Here is a 19238-nt window from a genome sequence, read left to right as displayed (position 1 = left end):
TTAGAGGGTTGGAAGCCCACCCGGCTTGCAAGGAGGAGGTGTTCTGTTATGTATTCGGGTCTCGACAACGGGCCAGAGAGCCCTGTCACCAAGGGGTCACGGGGTTTGCGGGAGCGTCCGATGCTCAAGTCTGATCTGATCAACATCCTCGTTGCCAAACGAGGCGTGACCCAGAAGCAGGCGGAGGCGACCATCGAGACGATCTTCGAGTCGATGAAGGACGCCCTCTGCCGCGGGGAGAACATCGAGATCCGCGGGCTTGGCGCCTTCCACGTGAAGAACTACCAGGGCTACCAGGGCCGCAACCCGAAGACGGGCCAGGTCATCCCGGTGAAGCCCAAGCGCGGCCTGCTCTTCCGCACGGGCAAGGAGCTGCGCGACCGGGTCAACCGCCCCGCGCCGCTGCAGGCCCAGTCGGACCTGCCGCCCTCCTCCGAGTTCAAGGGCAGCAGCGGCACCGGCACCCTCTAGGCCTCACCGCCCCACGGCGACCGGCGATAGCCGGCCGATGGGGCGAATCTGCAGGTCCCCGTCCAGTTCGCCGTAGGTGAGCACCGCCACGTCCGGGAACGGGCCCTCGCACAGCTTGCGCAGCGGACGACGGATGTCCGGAGCCGTGAGCAGCACCGCCCGGCCCCCGTTGGCGATGACTCGCACCCCTTCCAGGATCTCCATGATGCGCTCCGGCTCCGGCGCGTGCCCCCGGGGACCGCTGGCGCGCAGCACCTCCTCCACGTCCGGGTCCACGAGGTACGCGTACAGCGGGCCCGTGGGCGCGAACTGGTGGCTCAGGTAGCGGTGCAGGGCCTGACGGCAGCGCTCTGCCAGGGCCGTGGCGTCGCCTTCCGTGGTGGGCGCCACCAGCGCCTCCAGGATGGCGCGCAGGTCGCGGATGCTCACCTGCTCCTGCACGAGCCGCCGCAGCACGTCCACCAGCAGCGGCAGCGGCACCTTCTGGAGCGCTTCCTTCACCAGCACGGGAGACTGGGCTTCCAGCCCTTCCAGCAGTCCCTGCACCTCCTGGAGTCCCAGCAGCGCGGCGGCGCGCAGGCGCAGCACGGCCCGCAGGTGGTCCGCGATGAGCTCCGAGGGCTTGCGCACCGGCACCTGGGCCAGCTCCAACCGGGAGCGGGCCCCCTCCCCCACGCGGCTGATGGGGCGCCCGCTGGAGGGCTCCACCGCCGCTTCCGCCTGGACCTCCAGGAAGGCCAGCTCGCCGGGAGGAACGAGCGCGTACAGGGCGCCGGGCTGCACCACGCCGCCACCGGCGGGCACTTCGTCCAGGAGGATGCGGTACTCGCCCGGGCCCAGGTAGGCGGCATGGGTCCGCACCCGGATGCCGGGGATGCGCACGCCCAGTTCGAAGAACAGCTCGTCGCGCACGGCGTTCAGCACGGAGTGCACGAAGGCGCCTCCGTCGGCCTCCGCGAGCGGTGTCAGTTGCGCGGACAGGTCCAGCGTGAGCGGCGTCACCCCGACGGGGGCCTTCGCGCTCTCCGGCGGCTTGCCCGTGGCTCCAGCGGGCACCGCGGCTTCCGAGGAGGCGCCATCCTTCGACGGTGACTTCTCCGGCGCCTGCGCCTTGCGCCGCAGCGCATACCCGAGCCCGCCGAGGCCTGCCGCCAGCGCGAGGAAGGTCAGGTGCGGCATGCCCGGCATCAAGGCCAGCGCGACACACAGGCCCGCGACGGTGAGCAAGGTGCGGAAGTCGCCGAAGAACTGGGAGCCGATCTCCGCCCCGAGCGAGTCCTCTTCCTTCTCCGACGCCACCCGTGTGACGACGAGGCCCGCGGCCACCGCGATGCACAGCGAGGGCACCTGGGACACGAGCCCGTCGCCGATGGCGATGAGGGCGAAGGTGGCGGCGGCCTCGGAGAAGGACTGGCCGTTCTGCAACACGCCGATGAGGGTGCCGCCCAGCAGGTTCACCGCGACGATGACCAGCCCCGCGATGACGTCCCCCTTCACGAACTTCATCGCGCCGTCCATGGCGCCGAACATCTGGGACTCGCGCTCCAGATCGCGCCGCCTGCGCCGGGCCTGGGTCTGGTCGATGGCACCCGCGCGCAGGTCCGCGTCGATGGACATCTGCTTGCCGGGCATGGCGTCCAGAGTGAATCGGGCGGACACCTCCGCGACCCGCTCCGCGCCCTTGGTCACCACCAGCAACTGAACCAGCGTGAGGATGGCGAACACCACCGCGCCCACCACGTAGTCGCCTCGCACCACGAACTCGCCGAAGGCCTGGATGACCTCGCCCGCATGGCCCTCGGAGAGCGCCAGCCGGGTGGACGACACGTTGAGCGACAACCTGAACAGCGTGGTGAAGAGCAGCAACGTGGGGAACGACGTCACCCGCAGCGCGTCCTTAGCGTTCAGCGCGGCGACCAGCAGCGCCACCGCCGCGGCCAGATTCACCGCGAGCCCCATGTCGAGGAGCCACGCTGGCAGCGGGATGATGAGCGCCCCCAGCACCGCCGCCATCGCCACCGCGAGCACGACTTCCGAGGACTGACGGGCCTTCAGCAAGACCTTCAGGAATGGGGGCATCACGTCTGTCTCCGTGGACGGTCGTCCGGCTCGCGAAGCTCCATCGCGGTCCGCAACACGACGGCCGCCGCCTGGTACAGCTCTTCGGGGATGGACTCCCCTACGTCGAAGTGGATGAGGCTGCGGGCCAGTGGCACGTCCCGAAGTACGGGGATGCCCTGCCGGCGCGCCTCCTCCTTGAGCGCGAGCGCGTCCTGTTCGCGGCCCTTCGCCACGAGGTAGGGCGCGTCGCATTCGCCCGCGTCGTAACGGAGCGCGACCGCGATGTGCGTGGGGTTGACGATCACTGCGGTGGCCTTCTGCACTCCACGTGCCGGACCGCCCTGCGCCAGTTGGCGGTGCAGGGCGCGCCGCTGTCCCTTGTGACGCGGGTCGCCCTCGCTCTCCTTGTGCTCCCGTTTGACCTCTTCGCGGGTCATCATCAGCTCGCGCCGGTGACTGCGACGGGCGAGCGCGTAGTCCACGACACCGCACCCCAGCACCACCCACGCCAGTCGCGTCAGCAGCGCCGCCAGCCGGCCGAGCAGGAACTCCATTCCCCGGGTTCCTTCGAGCCACGCGGTCCGCAAGGCATCGGGGCCGACCGCATCCACCTCGTTCCAGACGATGAGGCCCAGCAGTGCGGCCACGAGCAGCGCCTTGCCCAGCTCGACCCATGGCCGGACGCTGAAGAGGCGCTTGAGGCCCGCGGCGGGGTTGATGCGCTCGAGCTTCGGCGCGGCATGGCGAGCGTCCAGTTCGAAGCCCACGGTGGCCACGGAGACCGCCAGCGAGGCCGCAAGCGCTCCGCCCAAGGCAGGGCCGCACAGCCGGGCAGCGACCCAGGCCCCCTCCTCCCAGGCGCCAGCGGCGGTCTGTTCCAGCATCAACCGCGCGGTCCAGTCCCGCAGCCGAGCAAAGCCTTCTGGCGCGAACGCGATGAAGCCCAGCAGCCCGCCCAGCGTCGTCGCGCTGGAGGTCAACATCCGGCTGCGCGGAAGCTGGCCCTTGCGCCGGGCCTCCCGCATCCGTTTCGCGGTGGGCTGCTCCGTCTTCTCGCCGCTCATCGGGAGACCTCGCCCAGCAGTGCCAGCGCGCCCTCCGTCGACGCCACTCCCGCGAGCAGCCGCTCACACAGCAGGCCCACGCCCAGCCACAGCAGTGCGCCGCCTCCGAGGATGCGCAGCGGAGCCCCCAGCTCCTGGAGGTTCACCTGGGCCGCGGCCCTCGATGCCATGCCCAGGAAGCAGTCCACCGCGAGCGATGCAGCCGCCACCGGGGCGCCCACCGCGAGTCCCGTGGCCATGGCACCGCCCACCATCACCACCACGTGCAGGGCCGAAGCCTCCGTGGGCACGAATGCCCCCAGTTGAACCACGCCGAAGCCGCGCAGCAGTGCGGAGAGCACCACGGGGAACAGCGCTCCCGACACCACTCTCGCCACCAGCAGGTGGTACAGCGCGTCGCCCGTGGCGGACTCGCGGCTTCCGGCCTGCGGCAGGCTCGCCTCCGCGGAGGTTCCCCGGAACAGGTCGATGAACCGGCCGCCCATCCTCGCCGCGTCGAAGGGCAGCGCGGCCACGAGCCCCACGGAGACACCGTAGGCCAGCTCTCGCACCACGAGCGCCGCCATCACCACCGGCGTCTCCACCGTGCCGCTGAACTCAATGCCCGCCTCGACGTGCAGGAAGAGCGAGAGCGCGAGCACCAATCCCAGCCGGACCGTCGTCGGCGAGGCCTGGCCTCCCAGCAATGGGCAGAGGAACGCGATGGGCACGAGCCTCGCCGCGCACAGCGCCACCGCGACCACGTGCGGTCCCAGGGCGAGGAGCTGTTCGCCCAGCGCGTCCGGATTCACAGCGCCACCTCCGCGATGAGCATGAGGAGGTGCTGGGTGAAGCGCGTGAGCTGTCCGGCGATCCACGGCCCCGCGAGCACCAGGGACAACACCGCGGCGCACAGCTTGGGCACCACCGACAGCGTGCTCTCCTGCAACTGGGTCGTTGCCTGGAAGAGGCTCATCAGAAAGCCCACCAGCAGGCTCGCGCCGATGGGCGGCAGCGAGGCGAGCACCATCAACAGCAGGGCCTCACGCCCCAGGGTGAGCAGGACGTCCTGGCTCATGGCGTCACCGGTAGCCGAGGATGAGTCCCCGCGCGAGCAGGGCCCAGCCATCCACGGCGACGAAGAGGAGGATCTTGAAGGGCAGGCTCACCTGGCCCGGCGACAACGTCTGCATGCCCAACGCGAGCAACACGTTGGCGATGACCATGTCGAGCACCAGGAAGGGCAGGAAGACGATGAAGCCAATCTGGAAGGCTTCCTTCAGCTCGGTGATGACGAAGGCCGGGATGACGACGAAGAGGTCCGTCTCCTGCACCTGCTCGGATTCCTCTGGAGGACGCAGCTCGCGAGCCAGGTCCACGAAGCGGGCCCGCTCTTCCGGACCGCCATGCTTCATGAGGAAGGCTCGCAGGGGCTCCGTCACCTGCTTCGCGGCGGTGAGGATCTGCGCTCCGGAATGCACCTCGTCGTACGCCGCCTGCCCCGCGTCGTACATGCGCTCCATCACCGGCGCCATGATGTGCCCCGTCAGCACCACCGCGAGCCCCGTGAGCACCAGGGTCGGCGGTGCCTGCTGCGTGCCCATCGCCGAGCGGGCCAGGGAAAGCACCACGGCGATCTTCGAGAAGCTCGTTAGCATCAGCACCGCGAACGGCAGCAGCGACAAGAGCGCGAGCATCCCCATCATCGCCAGCGGACTGCCGGCATAGGAGGCCTGCGACAGGGACTGCTCCGCGGCGAACGCGCTCGCGGGCAGGAGTACTCCGCATCCCAATCCGAGGGCCTTCATCCCCCACCCCGCTTCCGGAGTGCGCCACACGCCGTCTGTGTCTGTCGCGCGCGAGGAAAGAGCACCGTCGGCTCCAGGTCGAACCGGGGCTTCACCGTCGGCCTGGGCATAGCGCCGGGCATGACCGCCATGGCCCGGGTCTCATGGATCTCCGCGAAGGTGTCGCCGTAGGCCACGAGGTAGCGCCGTCCATCCGCCTCCACGAGCGCCAAGCCACAGCGCGGGGAAAGTCCCGTCCGCGAGACGATGCTCAGGGGCTCCGGAGCGGCAGCATCTGCACTCCCAGCCATGCCTCCCTTGCGGAGCAACACCCAGCCCAGTCCGGCCAGCGCCATCGCGCCAATCAACAGACGCGAGGTGCCCACCAGCGACAGGCCCCCCAGGGGCGCGAGCGTCGCCAGCCCCACGAGCAGAGCCGACGCGAACAGCAACCTGCCGCGTGGGGAGAACGAGGACAGCAGCGTGTTCACGGGTGTGCTCACGGCAGCAACGCCAGGATGCGGGCGCCCACTTCGCCTTCGATCTCCACCAACTCCGCACGCGCGACCACGCGGTCACCCACGCGCAGCAGCACGGGGCTGCTCGCGTTCACGTGCAGGGGCAGCAACGTGCCCGGCTTCAGCGCGGCCAACTCCGCCAGGGGCAACATCAACCGCGTCAGCTCGATCTCCACATCCACAGGGAGCGGCGGCATCGCCTCGCTCCGCTTGTTCGTCGCCACCATGTCCGACTCCTGTCGGGCCGCGCGCGAGTGCACGCTCCCTGTCGAAAAGCCTTCCGCGAGAAACTCGCCCCGGAGCGAGAAGCCCCGGGTGATCAGCTGTCCCTGTCCCTCCACCCGGCCATCCCGGAGGCGCACGCCATCGAAGAGCACGACGTCTCCCGCGGACAGCGCATCCACCGCCGAGGCCTGCAGTGGACTGCGCCCCATGAGGCAGCGCGCGGGGACCGATGCCGACAGCACCTGGGGCGCCACCGCGCCTCCTGACTCCGTAGGCAGTTCCTGGAACGCGGTCTGCACGGCACGGGAGGGCAGGAGCACCCGGCCTCCCACCGTCGCGCCCTCCACTGTCGCCGTCAGCAACACCGCCACGTAGGGCTGTCTCGGGTCGATTCGCGTCAGCACGTCACCGCGCCGCATCGACACCGCGGACAAACGAGGTCCCAGCCGTCGCACCCATTCGCCTTGCCCGCGCATCGCGGCCAGGGCGGACAGCAGCAGGTACACCAGCGTGGACTCTTCCAACCGGGTCAGCTCCGCCACGGGAGCCGGCCGCGGTCCCGTCCCCGCCAGCCTCGCCAGCGCCGCGAAGACCAGCGGCACCTCCAGCTCCACGATGGCGGTGCCCCCCACCGCGGACAGCTCCACCAGCGCGAACACCATTCCCATCGCCAGCTCGCGCTCCGGATGGACCGCCGCCGGCACCAGGTGCCCCTCCACATTGACCGCCGCGACCAGGTCCCGCGACAGCGCCGCGCCCACGTCACGCAGGAGCTCCGCGCCCCACCGTCCCACCTGGGGCCGCTGTCCCAGCACCAGGTGGGCTCGCGTCAGCCGGCGTGCTCCCGGGCGGAACGGACGCATGGGCTTCTTCGATGCGCTGGGGGACCTGACTGGATTCGTTTGCATCCGGAACTCCGGGACGGCGATGGGACACACGTCCCCTGTGCACGGCCATGACCAGGTGGCCGCCTCGTGGAATCAGGGTGTTGGCAGAGGGTGGAGGTCCTTCTTCGGGATGGCCCTCCACGCCCGAGGACGCTCAGCGCAGGGCTTCGCGGATGCGCCGCTCCGCCAGGGCGGTCAGGGCCGGAGCGGCATCCGCTCGCGGTGCGGTCCCCTCCCACTGGGGAAACCGGCTGCGGTGGTACGGCGGAAGCCCGCGCAAGGATTCCTGGCGCAGGGCTTCGGGAGCTGTCTCCAGGAAGAGCGCCAACCGGTTCGCGCCGTCCGCCCGCTCGCCGAACTCCACCGACACTTTCGCCTGCCGCTGGGCGGAGGGCATGGCTACGAAGCGCTCCAGGTGGCGCAGCGCCCTGCCCGCTTCGGCATCCACCAGTCCTCCCAGCAGCTCCGCGGCACGCTCCCGCGCCAGGACACAGACGACCAGCGCGATGCGTTCCAGGGGCAGGGACAACGCGGGCAGCGTGACCTCCGCCACCGGGGCCCGCGGTGCTTCCTTCCTCGCGGGCAGGAGCTTCCGGGCCTTTCGTAGCACCCGCCCCACGCGTGTGACGTCCATGGCGTGCTCAGGCCAGCTTGCGCGTGGAGCCCGGGGTCACCACCGGCCGCGCGGGCGTGGGAGGGACGGGCGGCGCCGCGGGGGGCTGCTCCGCCAGGGCCCGGTAGTGCCTCCAGCGCAGCGTCGTCCAGACGAGCGCTCCGGACAGGCCCGTCACCAGCACCCCCAGCAGGGCGAGCACCACGCGCAGCCGCAGCGGGACAGGCCCTCCCTTCGGGGCCGGCGCCTCCACGTGCGTCGTCACCTCGTCCACCAGCAGCGATACCGCCTCCGGTGACAGCCCCTCCACACCTCCCGCGATGAGCTCACGCAGCATGTCCGCCGACTTGCGTACGCGAGTCGCCCCACCGGGCGCCGTGCGCAGCATGGCCGACGCCTTCGAGGGCGCGGGAGCCTGTCCTGGCCTCGGCGGCGGCGGGACCACCAGGTGCACTCGCGCCAGCAGCACTCCGTCCACCGTCTGGAGCGTCTTCTCCAACTCCCGCTCCATCCCCCGGAGGCGGCAGACCTGCTCCTCCAGCGGCGAGCGCACAAGCCCGCTTCCACCGAACACGTCGCAGCCCGTCTCCGCCGCGAGCCGGGGCAACCCCAGCTCCGCCAGGATGCGCACCGCATCCGACGACTGCGCGTCCGTCACCTCGATGGCCCAGGTGGGTTTCTTGCCCGGCTCGGGCACCTTGCGCGCGTCGAGCCCCCGCTCGACGAGCACCGTCTGCAGTTCGTTGGCCTGACGCTCGTCGAGGCCGTGCTGGATGCGCTCCCGGCACGCCGAGGCGCCCAGGAGCAGGAGGAAACAGAGACAACGAAGGGGAGCGGAACGCATGGAAGGAAGGACTCCTCAAACCTGGGTCTGGAGGACCTGTTTGACGCCGCCGGTGGCCTTCTCGACGACCTTGCCGGCGAGATCGAGCTCCTGACTGGCGCGGTAGACATGGGCCTGGAGCGCGAGCAACTCCGAGGGACTGAACGTGCGGCCGGACTCGGCGAGCTTCAGGATGTGGTCCAGCCGCTGCTGCGCCTGCCCCACGCGGTCCAACACCTCCACCGCTTGCTGACTGCGCGCGGCCTGGGCCGAATCCACTCGGGCCCCCGGCTTCACCTCCGCGCAGCCCGCTTTCGCCCGCTCCACGCCGTCCGCACGCGACGCGCCGGCGGTGGCCTCAGAGGGTGTGCGCACCGGCTTCGGCGGCCCCTCCGTCGTCACCGGCACGGGGCGCGACTGGGGCGTACGCGCGCCCTCCAGCACCTTGCCGAACGTCTCCCTGCTGGACTCCACCGCGGGCGAAGGGCCCGCACCGCCCACGGCTCCCAACTTGTCGATGGCCATCGCGAACGCGCCTCAGCGGATGTTGTTGATGGCGGCCTTCGCCGAGTCGTGGCGGACCTTCATGATGTTGGAGATGGCGTTGTGCTCGCGGCTCTCCTTCTGCATCTCGTTCTGGAGAGCCACATAGGCCATGTTGAACTTCTGGCCGTCCGAGGCCATCAGCTTCTGCGCCTCCAGCAGGTCCCACGCGTCCCCCTGCCCCGTCGCCGCGCTCCCCGTCGAAGCCGTCGTCCCCGCCGTGCTCGCGCGCGCCGACATCGCGGAGGCACCGCCCGCCGCCGGCACCGACGACACCGCTTCAGCCGGCACCGCCGCGGACACCGTGCCGCTCAGCGTGGACACCACCGCGCTGGAGATGGGACCTGACGGCAACATGCCGCCCACGAGCCCCGCGCCCGTACGCACCACTTCGCGCGCCGCTCGCGCCAGCGTGGGGCCGAACTCCGTCTTCGGCGTCTGGCGCGCGATGGACGGGGCGATGCTCAACGACGGGATGCGACGGTCTTCCAAGGGGTGCCTCCGGCAGGGATTCGCCGGGGTTGCCTTCCACCGTCCGTGCCAGGGGCCAACCCCTTGAAACGACAGGGGCGCGCTCCGTCACCTCCGTGCCAGGCGTCTCCGCGGCGCGCGCGCTACGTCCACGGCGCGGGACGGCGGGCGAAAACCCGAAAACTTGCCACCGCTCCAACCTGCATCACAGTTGTCGCGTCCTGTCGCACCCGAAGGTGAGCACCCGATGATGAACCCCTCCAACGGTCCCCGTCCGAACGAGCGCGAGCGCTACCACCCGCGCGTCGAAGCCCGGCTCCAGGTGAAGGTGCTCTTGTCGGGCCGCACCGTGACGGCGCAGGCGCGCGACATCTCCATGAACGGCCTGTTCCTCCAGGCCCACCCGGCGGACTCGCAGCGCGCGCTCACCATCGCCCTGCCGCTGCCGGGCGACCGGGAGCTCGTCACCATGTGCACCATCCGCCGCCGGGAAGTGGACGGCGTCGCGCTGGAGTTTGGCGAGCTGGACTGGGACGACCTCATCGCCCTGGCCCGCTTCCTCCACCCTCACCTGCCGTAAGGGCCTTGCGGAGGAGCGTCAGTCCGCGACCGAACGGGCCGTGCGCAGACGCTCCACCAGGTCCATCAGCTCCGCGCCGCGAAAGGGCTTGTGGATGTAGCCGTCCGCGCCCGCCTGCGTCGCGCTCGCCACGTCCGCCTTCTTCGCCTTCGCGGTGAGCATGTAGAGCGGCACCTTCGCCGTGGCCGGGTCGCTCTTCAGGATGCGGCACACGGAGACGCCGTCCAGCTGCGGCAGCACCACGTCCATCAGGATGAGGTGGAAGTCGCGGTCGCGGGCCAGCTTCAGGCCTTCGATGCCATTGGCCGCGCAAACCACGTCCACCGCGCCGTCGCTCAACATGGAGCGAACCAGCTCGCGGATGACGGGCTCGTCCTCAACGAGCAGGATGTGGAAGGGCGCTTGCGCGTTGCCAGCCATGTTTCCTCGGGGCCCCTCGTAGGCCATTGCCCTGGCGACGTCCAGCGAAGCGACACCTCCCGGTAGCCCCTCTGTACGAAAGCGGTCCCCCGTCGGTTTTCCACGCGGGCGGGGTCGCTCCGGCCCCGCCTAGATTTCGGCCACGCCGTCGCGCTCGGCCCAGCCCTCCAGGCCGTTGGGCAGGCGGATGCGGACGTACTTCCCCGTCTCATCCAGGAGCTGCACCTTCAGGCCGGCGTGCACCTCGAAGAGGGAGCGCCCTTCCGAGCGAGGCAGCTCCCGCGCCACCAGCGTGGGCGCCAGCACCACGGCCTCGTGCACGTTCTGGTGGACCCAGATGTGCGCCCCCAACAGCAGCGCCGCCGGCACCGCCGCCGTGAGGCAGAGCCCCGCCACCACCGCCACCGCCGTGCGCCGCATCGAGGGGAAGGCGCGCCGGAAGAGCAGCAGCGCGAAGCCCACCAGCCACGCGACGAAGAAGACCCATGCCACGGCCGCGCCATCCGTCGCCGCCGCCAGCCGGGGGAGGAAGGCCTCGTCCGCGGAGGCGCCCACGACCTTGTCCACCTGCCGCGCCCTCGCCAGGGCCAGGTTGGCCTCCAGGTCCTCGGCGCGTCCGCCCTGCTTCCGGGCCTGCTCCAGCGACAGCACCGCGCGGCCCAGGTCGCCGCGAGCCAGGTGCGTGGTGCCCAGGTTGTAGAGCACGTCCGGTCCGCCGAAGCCGTGGGCGATGAGCTTCTCGTACTGGGCCTGCGCGTTGGCGTAGTCCTCGCGGCCATACGCGTCGTTGGCCTGCTGGAAGACGGCCTCCGCTTCCTCGGCGGTGTAGTAGCCCTGCGTCGCCGCGTCGCTCATCACGCCCAGCCTTCCATCACCGCCGCCGCGGTCGCCAGCACCTTGCGCCGCTCACCCGGGTCCACCCCGCCGCCGTAGCGTCCCAGGTCGCAGGCCTCCAGCACGAAGTGCACTCGCGCGCGCCGCTCCGCGTCCACGCCCGCCGCCGCCAGCTTCTCCCCAAGCGCCTCGCGCGTCAGCCCGCCCACGGGGAAGCCCAGCTGGGCCTCCAGGAAGCCCACCATCGCCCGCTCCACCTCCACGTAGAACGCGCCCGAGTCCGAGCCCGCCTTGAGCTTCTCCGCCTCCGCCAGCCTCTTGCGCGCGGCCTTCGCCTGCTGACGGCCCCGGCCCGCCTCGGAGCGCGTGGCCAGCCGGCCGCGCATGCCGCCCATGAACGCCACGCCCGCCAGCAGGCCCAACGGCGCCAGCACACCCGCGACGAAGAAGGGCCGCGTCCACACGGGCTGCGACGGCTCCACGAAGTGGGCCCGAGCGCGAACAGGACGCAGTCCCCCGGTGGAGAGCACGTTCTTCTGCTCGTTGGCCGCGTCCGCCATCTGGGAGGGCGTCATCGTCGACGGCAGCGAGGACACCCCGCCCGCTCCCGCCTCCACGGTGATGGTCACGGGGTCCGTGCGCGCCGTCTCGTACTGACGCCGCGACGGGTCGAAGTACGGGAAGCGCAGCTCCGGCAGCGTGAAGGTGCCCGTGCGCTGCGGCATCACCAGGTACTCCACCACGCGGCGGCCCTGGATGCGGTTGCGGTTGGGCGTGAGCCGGTCCGTCGTCGTGGGCTCATAGATTTTCAGCGAGGCCGGGCCGGTGAGCTTCGGCGGGGTGACGTTCTTCACGTTGCCCTGCCCCTCCAGGATGACCTTCACCGTGATGGGCTGCCCCAGCTCCACGCGCGTCTGCGACACGTCCAGCGACATGCGCCACGAGCCCACGTTCGCGTTGGACATGTTCGGCGGCGCGCCGTTCGGCAGGGGCCGCACCTTCACCTTCAGGCCGTTGGAGACGCGGTGCACGCGGTGGCCCGCGAAGAGGAAGCCCGTGGTGATGTCCGCCTCCGCCGGGGTGATCAGCAGCGTGCCGGACTTCACCGGGAACAGCGCGCGGCGGCGCAGCAGGTAGGCGCGGTAAGGGATACCGTCCACCACCTTCTGCTCGCCCGTGAGCTGCGTGGGGCTCTCCACCTCTTCGGTCCAGAAGCCCTCCAGCTTGGGCATCGTCACCGCGTCCACGCTGGACAGGTCCACGCGCGAGTAGATGTAGAGCGACAGCGTGGCCTGCTCGCCCACGTAGAGGTCGTCGCGGTCCAGGCTCGCGCGCAGGAACAGGTCCGAGTCCCCGCGCGGAATCACCGGTTCGTCGTCCCGAGTGTCCGAGTCGTCGTCCCCGAACGGGTCCGGCATGTTGCGGAAGTTGCGGAACGGATCCGGTAGCTGCTGCCTGCCGCCCTGCTGCGCCTGGGGCGCGTTGCCCACGCGGCCTTCGCGCACGGTCAACGGCACGGCGTCCGTGCGGTACGTGCGGCCTCCCGCGGTGAGCGTGGAGGGCGGAATGGTGAGCTTGCCCGCGCGCAGCGGGCGCATCAGCAGCTCGTGGCGGGTGATGTCCTGGATGACGGCGGGGCCGCCTCCGGACAACGAGATGGAGCGCTGGCTGCCGCGCGACGAAGAGAGCACCTCGAAGTCGTTGGACGCGGGCAGGCGCACCTGGGCGTTGGACGGCGCGTCCACCATCACCACGGTGAGCTTGAAGGTGTCGTCGGTGCCCACCTCGGTGCGGTCCACCGTCTGGTAGAACTCGATGTCCGCCGCCCACGCCGGCGCAGTGGCCAGGAGGGCGAGCACGGCGAGCAGCGCCGTGCGTCCGCTACCAGTCCTTCTCATTGGGCTTCCTCTGCTTCTTCTTCTGCTGGAAACGCCAGAGCTGGAGATTCTTCTCGTTCTGCTTCATCGCATCCAGCAGGCGCTCGGCCTCCTGCCGGTCGACGTCGCCCGGCGAACTTCCGCCGTCGCGCGGGTTGGATTCCGTCTCCTCCTCGCCCTCGCTGCCGCCGTCCGCGCCGCCATCGCGCGAGTCGCCTTCGCCCTCGTCCTGGCCTCCGTCGCCCTGGCCACCATCTCCGCCGCCGTCGCTGGGACCGCCATCGCCGCCGCCGTCCTGCCCCCCATCCGAACCCCCGTCACCGGGCCCGGCATCGCCGCCGCCGCCGTCCGCGCCGCCGTCCTGACCACCATCCTGCCCGCCGCCGTCCTGGCCTCCGTCAGCCCCGCCATCCACCCCACCGTCGGCGCCGCCATCCGAACCGCCGTCCTGGCCTCCGTCCTGCGGCGTGCCGCCGTCACCCTTCTGGCCGCCGTCCTCGCCCGCGTCCGGACGTCCGCCGTCGTTGCCGCCGTCCTGGCCTCCGTCGGTGCCGCCATCCGGGCCGTTCTGGGGCGGAGGCAGGTCGCGCAGCACCACCTCGTAGTTGTGCCGGGCCTGCGGATCCGTGGGATCCAACGTGAGCGCCTTGCGGTAGGACTTGAGCGCCTCCGAGCGGTCACCCGCCGTGGCCGCGAGGTTGCCCAGGTTGTACCAGCTCTTCTGCGCCAGGTCGGGCTGGCGCGAGGACTCCGCCACCTGCTTGAAGGCCTCGCGCGCTTCCGCCGAGCGGCCCAGCTTCGCCAGCGCGTCCGCGCGGTTGAACTCCACCGTCGGATCATTGGGCCGCTCCTTCTTCGCGGCCTCGAAGTCCCGGAGCGCGTCCTCGTAGCGTCCGGCCGAGTAGGCCTCGCGCCCGCGCTGCACCAGCGGGTGGTCCTTCTCCAGCGGCCCCACCGCCCACGCGGGCGAAGGCAGCGCCAGCAGTCCCGCCAGGCCCACCGCCATCGCTCGCGCCGCGCGCCGCCGCATCGGTTGCGTGCTCATGCGGCCCTCCGGCGCGAAGGGATGAGCGCCATGCCCAACACCAGCAACACCAGGCCGGGGACGGCGAACCACTGGAAGCGCTCGTCGTAGCGGACCGTCACGCGGCTCTCCAGCTCGCTCTTCTGCAACTGGTCGATGCGCTCCACCACCTGTCCCATGGCCACGCCGTTGGGCTGGTAGAAGAAGGCGCCACCCGTGGCGTCCGCGATGGCCGTGAGGCCCGCGCGGTCCAGGCGCGTGATGACCGTGTCGCCGTTGGAGTCCTTCTTGTAGTCCACGAACTCGCCGCGCCGGTCGTAGACGGGGATGGGCTCACCGGAGTCCGAACCCACGCCCACCGCGAGCACCTGGACACGCGCGTCCTTGAGCGCCTCCGTGGCCTCGCGCACGTCGCCCGTGAGGTCCTCGCCATCCGACAGCAGCACCACCACGCGCTCCTTGGAGCCCCGGTCCGCGTTGTCCAGCACCTGCTTGGCCAGCCGCAGCGCCGCGCCCACGTTCGTGCCGCCCTGGGGCATCGCGTCCGGCTCCACCGCGCGCAGGAACAACTTCACCGCCGAATAGTCCGACGTGAGCGGCGACTGCACGAACGCATCGCCCGCGAACACCACCAGGCCCGCGCGGTCGCCCTTCAGCTCATCCAGCAGCGTGTTGAGCTCCAGCCGCGCGCGGTCCAACCGGCTGGGCTGCACGTCACGCGCGAGCATGGACTTGGACGCATCCAGCGCCACCACCACGTCGATGCCCCGGCGCTTCGTCAGTTCGCTCTTCGTGCCGCACTGGGGCTGCGCGAGCGCGAGCCCGAACAACATCAGCCCCAGCCCGTACAGGCCGCCCTGCACCGCCGGCCGCCACACGGACACGCCGGGCGCGAGCGCCGTCACGTGGCGCTCCGCGATGAGCGCCGACAGCCGCGTCCTGCGGCCCAGCGCCTTGAGCAGCGCGAGCACCCCCAACAGCAGACCCACCAGCAGCAGCCCCAGGTACAGCGGCTGCGCCAGGCCCACCTGGTAACCCAGGAGCGTGAAGCGCCAGGCCTCCATCGTGGGCATCATGGGAACACCCGCAGGATGGTGGCGCGCAGCAGCAGCTCCAGCGCGGCGAGCCCGAAGGCCACCAGCAGGAACGGGTGGAAGTTCTCCTTGTAGGTGGCGCTGGCGCCGCCCTCCATCAGCTTCGAGCGCTCCAGCGCGTCCAGCACCTTCTGCAGACCCCGCTTGAGGCCTTCAGGGTCGGTGGCGCGGTAGTACTCGCCGCCGGTGCGGTCCGCGATGTCCTGCATCAGCTCCGGGTTGATGGGGATCTCCGTCTCGCGCCACACGGTGTTGCCGAACAGGTCCGTGCCCTGGGGGAAGGGCACCTTGCCGCCCTTGCCTACCAGGATGGTGTAGATGGGGATGTGGAGCGACGCGGCCATGTTCGCCGCGTCCAGCGGGGAGATTTTCCCGGCGTTGTTGTCACCGTCCGTGATCAGCACCACCACGCGGCTCTTCGCGTCGGAGTCGCGCAGGCGGTTGAGCGACGTGGCGATGGCGTCACCAATGGCCGTGCCGTCCTCCAACACGCGGGTGCGCAGCTGCTTGAGCACTTCCTTCAGCACGCCGTAGTCCAGCGTCAGCGGGGACTGCGTGTACGCAGCGCCGGAGAACACCACCAGGCCCAGGCGGTCGTTCACGCGGCCGGAGATGAACTCGGTCAGCACTTCCTTCGCCACGTTGAGGCGGTTCTGCGGACGGAAGTCACCGGCCTCCATGGACGTGGACAGGTCCAGCGCCACCACGATGTCGATGCCCTCCACCGACAGGTCGCGCACGCGCGAGTCGCGCGACTGCGGCCGGGCGATGGCCACCACCGCCGCCACCAGCGCCGCTACGCGCAGGATGGGCAAGAGCGGCAGCAGATACGTGCGGAAGCCTCGGCCGCCCTTCGCGAAGACGTGCGCGGCGGAGAAGCGCAGCGTGGCTCGACGCTTGCGTTCCCAGAACGCGAGCGCCAGCAGCAGCGGCGCCAACAGCAGGGCCCAGAGCGCCTCCGGGTTATTGAACGCGAGGTCCGGGGGCAGCATCGGGCTTGGGGGGAGCGGGAGGAACGTACGTTTTCGAGAGCAGGTCGTAGCCGAAGGCCAGCGCCTGATTACAGGACTCGGGAGACGCGTCGGCGCGGGCGTACTTCACCATGTCCGACTCGGAGACGAAGCGCATCAGCGCGTCCTCCGGCAGGCCCGGCGTGGGCAGCTTGCGCAGGGACGCCATCAGTTCGGACGACGTGCACTCCAGGGCCTCGAAGCCGTAGCGCTCGCCCAGGTAGCCGCGCACGATTTCGGAGAGGCGGAAGTAGAAGTCCTTCACGTGGCCGCGGCCGGGCAGGTCCTCGCGCTTGAGCGCGTCCAGGGACTGGCGCACGCGCACGTCCAGCGGCAGCACCGGAACCACCTTCTCGCGCTTGGGCCGGCGCTGCCACCAGCGCACCAGCATCCAGGCCGCGACGGCCACCGCCAGCGCCACCGCCAGCGCGTAGAGCAGCGTCCAAGAGCGGATGGGCACTTCCTGCGGGGGCTGGTAGTCGAACAGCTCCGCGCCCTGCCCCTGCGCGTCCGGCGGCAGCGTGGAGGTCACCTCCACCGTCTTGCCCTTGAGCACGAAGCGGCGCGGCCCCTCCGGCGTCGCCACGTCGAAGGCGAGGTCCGGCAGCTGCACGTCGCCCAGCTCGAACGCGGAGAAGCGCAGGCCGAACGTCGTGGTCGCGTCGTTCGCGTTGTCCTGGCGCTGGCGCGTCTGCTGGAGCAGCTCCACCGCGCTCTCACCCGTGGGCGCCACCAGCTCGTAGCGCTGGTCCTTGGGGTGCGTGAGCGTCACCTGGTAGGTGAAGGGCTCGCCGATGTGCACCGCTTCCGGTTCCACCCTCGCGGACGCACCCGTGGGCGCCACCGTTTCCAGTGCGACGGGGGCCTTGGGCGCGGGGGCCTGGGCCCAGGCGGCCGGCGCGCTGACGAAGAGGACGGCCGCGAGGATGAGCGCGTGTCTCATGCCGCCATCCTCCGGGCCCGCGCGCGGAAGAAGTTCGCCAGCGCCTTGCCGTGATCATCCCCGGCGCGCAGCTCCACGTGGTCCAACTCCAGCTTCTTGAACAGCTTGCGGCGCTCGTCGCGCTGGGCCTGCATGGCGCGCATGAACTTGCCGCGCACGGCGGTGGAGCTGGTGTCCACCACGAAGCGCTCGCCCGTCTCCGGGTCTTCCATCTCCACCAGGCCGTGGGCAGGGAAGCGCTGCTCCAGCGGATCCTCGATGACCACCGGCACCAGGTCGTGGCGGCGGCCCACCAGACGCAGCGGCTTCTCGTAGCCCGTGGCCATGAAGTCCGACACGAGGAACGTCACGGCCTTCCGCTTGGACACCTGCGTCAGGTACGTGAGCCCCGCGGACAGGTCCGTGCCGCGGCCCTTCGGCTTGAAGGTGAGGATGTCGCTCACGAGCCGCAGCACGTGCGTGCGGCCCTTGCGCGGCGGAACCACCTTCTCCACCCGGTCCGAGAAGAGGATGAGCCCCACGCGGTCGTTGTTCGCGATGGCGCTGAAGGCAATCTGCGCGGCCACCTCCGCGGCGACCTCCGCCTTGGTGCGGTCCTTGGAGCCGAACTCGTTGGAGGCGGACACGTCCACCAGGAGCATCACCGTGAGCTCACGCTCCTCGGTGAAGACCTTGATGTAGGCCTCGTTCATGCGCGCGGTGACGTTCCAGTCGATGAAGCGGATCTCATCGCCGGGCTGGTACTGGCGCACCTCGGAGAAGGCCATGCCGCGGCCCTTGAACACCGAGTGGTACTGGCCGGCCAGCATGTCGGAGACCACCTTGCGGGTGCGGATCTCCAACTTGCGGATGCGGCGGATGAGGTCCTTGGGCAGCACGGGCGCGCTCTTACCTGGAGCTTCTCAGGGGACTTCCACGCGGTCGAAGACGCGCTGGATGATCTTCTCCTGGGTGAGCTCCTCGGCCTCCGCCTCGTAGGTCATCGCGATGCGGTGGCGGAGCACGTCGAAGGCGATGGCCTTCACGTCCTCCGGGGTGACGAAGCCGCGGTGGCGCAGGAACGCGTGCGCGCGGGCCGCCTGCGCGAGCGCGATGGTGGCGCGCGGCGAGGCCCCGAACTGGATGTAGTCCGCCAGGTCCTTGAGGCCGTAACGCGCGGGCTCACGCGTGGCGAACACCACGTTGAGGATGTACTCCTTCACCTTCTCGTCCATGTAGATGGCGTGGACGAGCTCGCGCGCGCGCACCAGGTGCTCCAGCGCGATGACCCGCTGGACCTTGGGCGACGAGCCGCCGGACATCCGGTCCATGATGACCTTCTCTTCATCACGGGTCGGGTAGCCCACCTTCACCTTGAGCATGAAGCGGTCCACCTGCGCTTCGGGGAGGGGGTAGGTGCCCTCCTGCTCGATGGGGTTCATGGTGGCCAGCACCAGGAAGGGCGAGGGCAGGCCGAAGGTCTGGTCGCCGATGGTGACCTGGCGCTCGGCCATGGCCTCCAGGAGGGCGGACTGGACCTTGGCGGGGGCGCGGTTGATTTCGTCCGCGAGGACGATGTTCGCGAAGATGGGCCCCTTGCGGACGGTGAACGCGGCCGTCTGCTGGTTGTAGATCATCGTGCCGACGAGGTCCGCCGGCAGCAGGTCGGGCGTGAACTGCACTCGCATGAAGGTGGCGCTGAGCGAGTCCGCCACGGTGCGCACGGTCAGCGTCTTGGCGAGTCCGGGCACGCCCTCCAGGAGGACGTGGCCGTTGCACAAGAGGCCGATGAGGATGCGTTCGAGCATGTACCGCTGCCCGACGATGACCTTGCCGGTCTCCTGGTTGAGGACCTCGACGAAGCTGCTTTCCTGCTGCACGCGTTCAGTGAGCGCGCGAATGTCGGTGTTCATGTCCCCTCTGTCGGCCTGGGCGGCGGGCAGCCTAGGGTTCCCGGGCGTCCGGCTCAACACCGCTGTAGGCCAGACATTCCGTCAAGCCGCCCTGTCCCGTAAAGGGTCATCCTCCCATGTCC

At 70.4% G+C, this 19238-nt stretch carries 22 protein-coding genes; 2 read left to right on the top strand and 20 right to left on the bottom strand.

All coding sequences use genetic code 11. The features are described from left to right. Positions 1 to 120 precede the first annotated feature (120 nt). Positions 121 to 471: an HU family DNA-binding protein gene (locus tag D7V77_RS28955; RefSeq protein WP_043321998.1), complete on the top strand. Its 351-nt coding sequence runs from the start codon at positions 121 to 123 to the stop codon at positions 469 to 471. 3 nt (positions 472 to 474) lie between these two features. Here D7V77_RS28955 and D7V77_RS28950 read toward each other — a convergent pair whose 3' ends face one another. The 11 genes from D7V77_RS28950 to D7V77_RS28900 form a co-directional block, all read right to left on the bottom strand. Next, complete coding sequence (locus D7V77_RS28950; RefSeq protein ID WP_120579527.1) at positions 475 to 2550, bottom strand: flagellar biosynthesis protein FlhA; 2076 nt, start codon at positions 2548 to 2550, stop codon at positions 475 to 477. Beyond that, positions 2550 to 3596: a flagellar biosynthesis protein FlhB gene (locus D7V77_RS28945; protein WP_120579526.1), complete on the bottom strand. Its 1047-nt coding sequence runs from the start codon at positions 3594 to 3596 to the stop codon at positions 2550 to 2552. Before D7V77_RS28945 ends, D7V77_RS28950 begins: the two co-directional genes overlap by 1 nt. Next, the gene (locus D7V77_RS28940) at positions 3593 to 4387 is read right to left on the bottom strand and encodes an EscT/YscT/HrcT family type III secretion system export apparatus protein (protein ID WP_120579525.1); all 795 of its coding nucleotides are present in this window, start codon (positions 4385 to 4387) and stop codon (positions 3593 to 3595) included. The genes D7V77_RS28945 and D7V77_RS28940 overlap by 4 nt, the downstream gene beginning before the upstream one ends. Then, positions 4384 to 4653 carry a flagellar biosynthetic protein FliQ gene (locus D7V77_RS28935; RefSeq protein WP_120579524.1) on the bottom strand — a complete coding sequence of 90 codons (270 nt, stop codon included), beginning with the start codon at positions 4651 to 4653 and terminating at the stop codon, positions 4384 to 4386. The genes D7V77_RS28940 and D7V77_RS28935 overlap by 4 nt, the downstream gene beginning before the upstream one ends. A gap of 4 nt (positions 4654 to 4657) precedes the next feature. Continuing rightward, complete coding sequence (gene sctR / locus D7V77_RS28930) at positions 4658 to 5383, bottom strand: type III secretion system export apparatus subunit SctR (protein WP_120579523.1); 726 nt, start codon at positions 5381 to 5383, stop codon at positions 4658 to 4660. Further along, positions 5380 to 5865 (bottom strand): flagellar biosynthetic protein FliO, encoded by a 486-nt coding sequence (locus tag D7V77_RS28925; RefSeq protein ID WP_199733911.1) that lies wholly within the window; start codon positions 5863 to 5865, stop codon positions 5380 to 5382. The genes sctR and D7V77_RS28925 overlap by 4 nt, the downstream gene beginning before the upstream one ends. Continuing rightward, entirely contained in the window at positions 5862 to 6968 is a 1107-nt protein-coding gene (locus D7V77_RS28920; protein WP_233597310.1) for a FliM/FliN family flagellar motor switch protein, read from the bottom strand. Before D7V77_RS28920 ends, D7V77_RS28925 begins: the two co-directional genes overlap by 4 nt. Before the next feature lie 178 nt (positions 6969 to 7146). Continuing rightward, positions 7147 to 7626, bottom strand: a complete 480-nt coding sequence (locus D7V77_RS28915; RefSeq protein ID WP_120579521.1) for a hypothetical protein — start codon at positions 7624 to 7626, stop codon at positions 7147 to 7149. A 7-nt stretch (positions 7627 to 7633) separates the two neighbouring features. Beyond that, positions 7634 to 8449 (bottom strand): flagellar M-ring protein FliF, encoded by an 816-nt coding sequence (locus D7V77_RS28910; protein WP_120579520.1) that lies wholly within the window; start codon positions 8447 to 8449, stop codon positions 7634 to 7636. 15 nt (positions 8450 to 8464) lie between these two features. Next, positions 8465 to 8953 carry an ATP-dependent helicase HrpB gene (locus tag D7V77_RS28905; RefSeq protein ID WP_120579519.1) on the bottom strand — a complete coding sequence of 163 codons (489 nt, stop codon included), beginning with the start codon at positions 8951 to 8953 and terminating at the stop codon, positions 8465 to 8467. Between the two features lie 12 nt (positions 8954 to 8965). Then, entirely contained in the window at positions 8966 to 9463 is a 498-nt protein-coding gene (locus tag D7V77_RS28900) for a hypothetical protein (protein WP_120579518.1), read from the bottom strand. Between the two features lie 226 nt (positions 9464 to 9689). Between D7V77_RS28900 and D7V77_RS28895 the strand changes: the two genes are divergently transcribed. Next, entirely contained in the window at positions 9690 to 10022 is a 333-nt protein-coding gene (locus D7V77_RS28895; protein ID WP_014398934.1) for a PilZ domain-containing protein, read from the top strand. Between the two features lie 18 nt (positions 10023 to 10040). On the opposite strand, the gene D7V77_RS28890 is transcribed toward D7V77_RS28895, so the two are convergent. From D7V77_RS28890 to D7V77_RS28850, 9 genes are all read right to left on the bottom strand, one after another. Further along, entirely contained in the window at positions 10041 to 10442 is a 402-nt protein-coding gene (locus tag D7V77_RS28890) for a response regulator (RefSeq protein WP_120579517.1), read from the bottom strand. A gap of 129 nt (positions 10443 to 10571) precedes the next feature. Further along, positions 10572 to 11297, bottom strand: a complete 726-nt coding sequence (locus tag D7V77_RS28885; RefSeq protein WP_120579516.1) for an SH3 domain-containing protein — start codon at positions 11295 to 11297, stop codon at positions 10572 to 10574. Continuing rightward, positions 11297 to 13174 (bottom strand): BatD family protein, encoded by a 1878-nt coding sequence (locus D7V77_RS28880; RefSeq protein WP_120579515.1) that lies wholly within the window; start codon positions 13172 to 13174, stop codon positions 11297 to 11299. The genes D7V77_RS28885 and D7V77_RS28880 overlap by 1 nt, the downstream gene beginning before the upstream one ends. Beyond that, complete coding sequence (locus D7V77_RS28875) at positions 13158 to 14198, bottom strand: tetratricopeptide repeat protein (protein WP_120579514.1); 1041 nt, start codon at positions 14196 to 14198, stop codon at positions 13158 to 13160. The genes D7V77_RS28880 and D7V77_RS28875 overlap by 17 nt, the downstream gene beginning before the upstream one ends. Continuing rightward, positions 14195 to 15250 carry a VWA domain-containing protein gene (locus D7V77_RS28870; RefSeq protein WP_120579529.1) on the bottom strand — a complete coding sequence of 352 codons (1056 nt, stop codon included), beginning with the start codon at positions 15248 to 15250 and terminating at the stop codon, positions 14195 to 14197. Before D7V77_RS28870 ends, D7V77_RS28875 begins: the two co-directional genes overlap by 4 nt. Continuing rightward, positions 15250 to 16260 carry a VWA domain-containing protein gene (locus tag D7V77_RS28865; RefSeq protein ID WP_120579528.1) on the bottom strand — a complete coding sequence of 337 codons (1011 nt, stop codon included), beginning with the start codon at positions 16258 to 16260 and terminating at the stop codon, positions 15250 to 15252. The genes D7V77_RS28870 and D7V77_RS28865 overlap by 1 nt, the downstream gene beginning before the upstream one ends. Then, positions 16235 to 17224 carry a hypothetical protein gene (locus D7V77_RS28860; RefSeq protein ID WP_120579513.1) on the bottom strand — a complete coding sequence of 330 codons (990 nt, stop codon included), beginning with the start codon at positions 17222 to 17224 and terminating at the stop codon, positions 16235 to 16237. Before D7V77_RS28860 ends, D7V77_RS28865 begins: the two co-directional genes overlap by 26 nt. Further along, positions 17221 to 18102, bottom strand: a complete 882-nt coding sequence (locus D7V77_RS28855) for a DUF58 domain-containing protein (RefSeq protein ID WP_120579512.1) — start codon at positions 18100 to 18102, stop codon at positions 17221 to 17223. The genes D7V77_RS28860 and D7V77_RS28855 overlap by 4 nt, the downstream gene beginning before the upstream one ends. A gap of 24 nt (positions 18103 to 18126) precedes the next feature. Beyond that, positions 18127 to 19116, bottom strand: coding sequence for a MoxR family ATPase (locus D7V77_RS28850; protein WP_120579511.1), 990 nt, complete (start codon positions 19114 to 19116; stop codon positions 18127 to 18129). Positions 19117 to 19238: the final 122 nt, after the last annotated feature.

Source organism: Corallococcus sp. CA041A (genome assembly GCF_003612075.1).
Lineage (GTDB): Bacteria > Myxococcota > Myxococcia > Myxococcales > Myxococcaceae > Corallococcus > Corallococcus exiguus.
The sequence above is the reverse complement of the archived record's forward strand: the minus strand, read 5'-3'. Positions and strand labels throughout refer to the sequence as shown.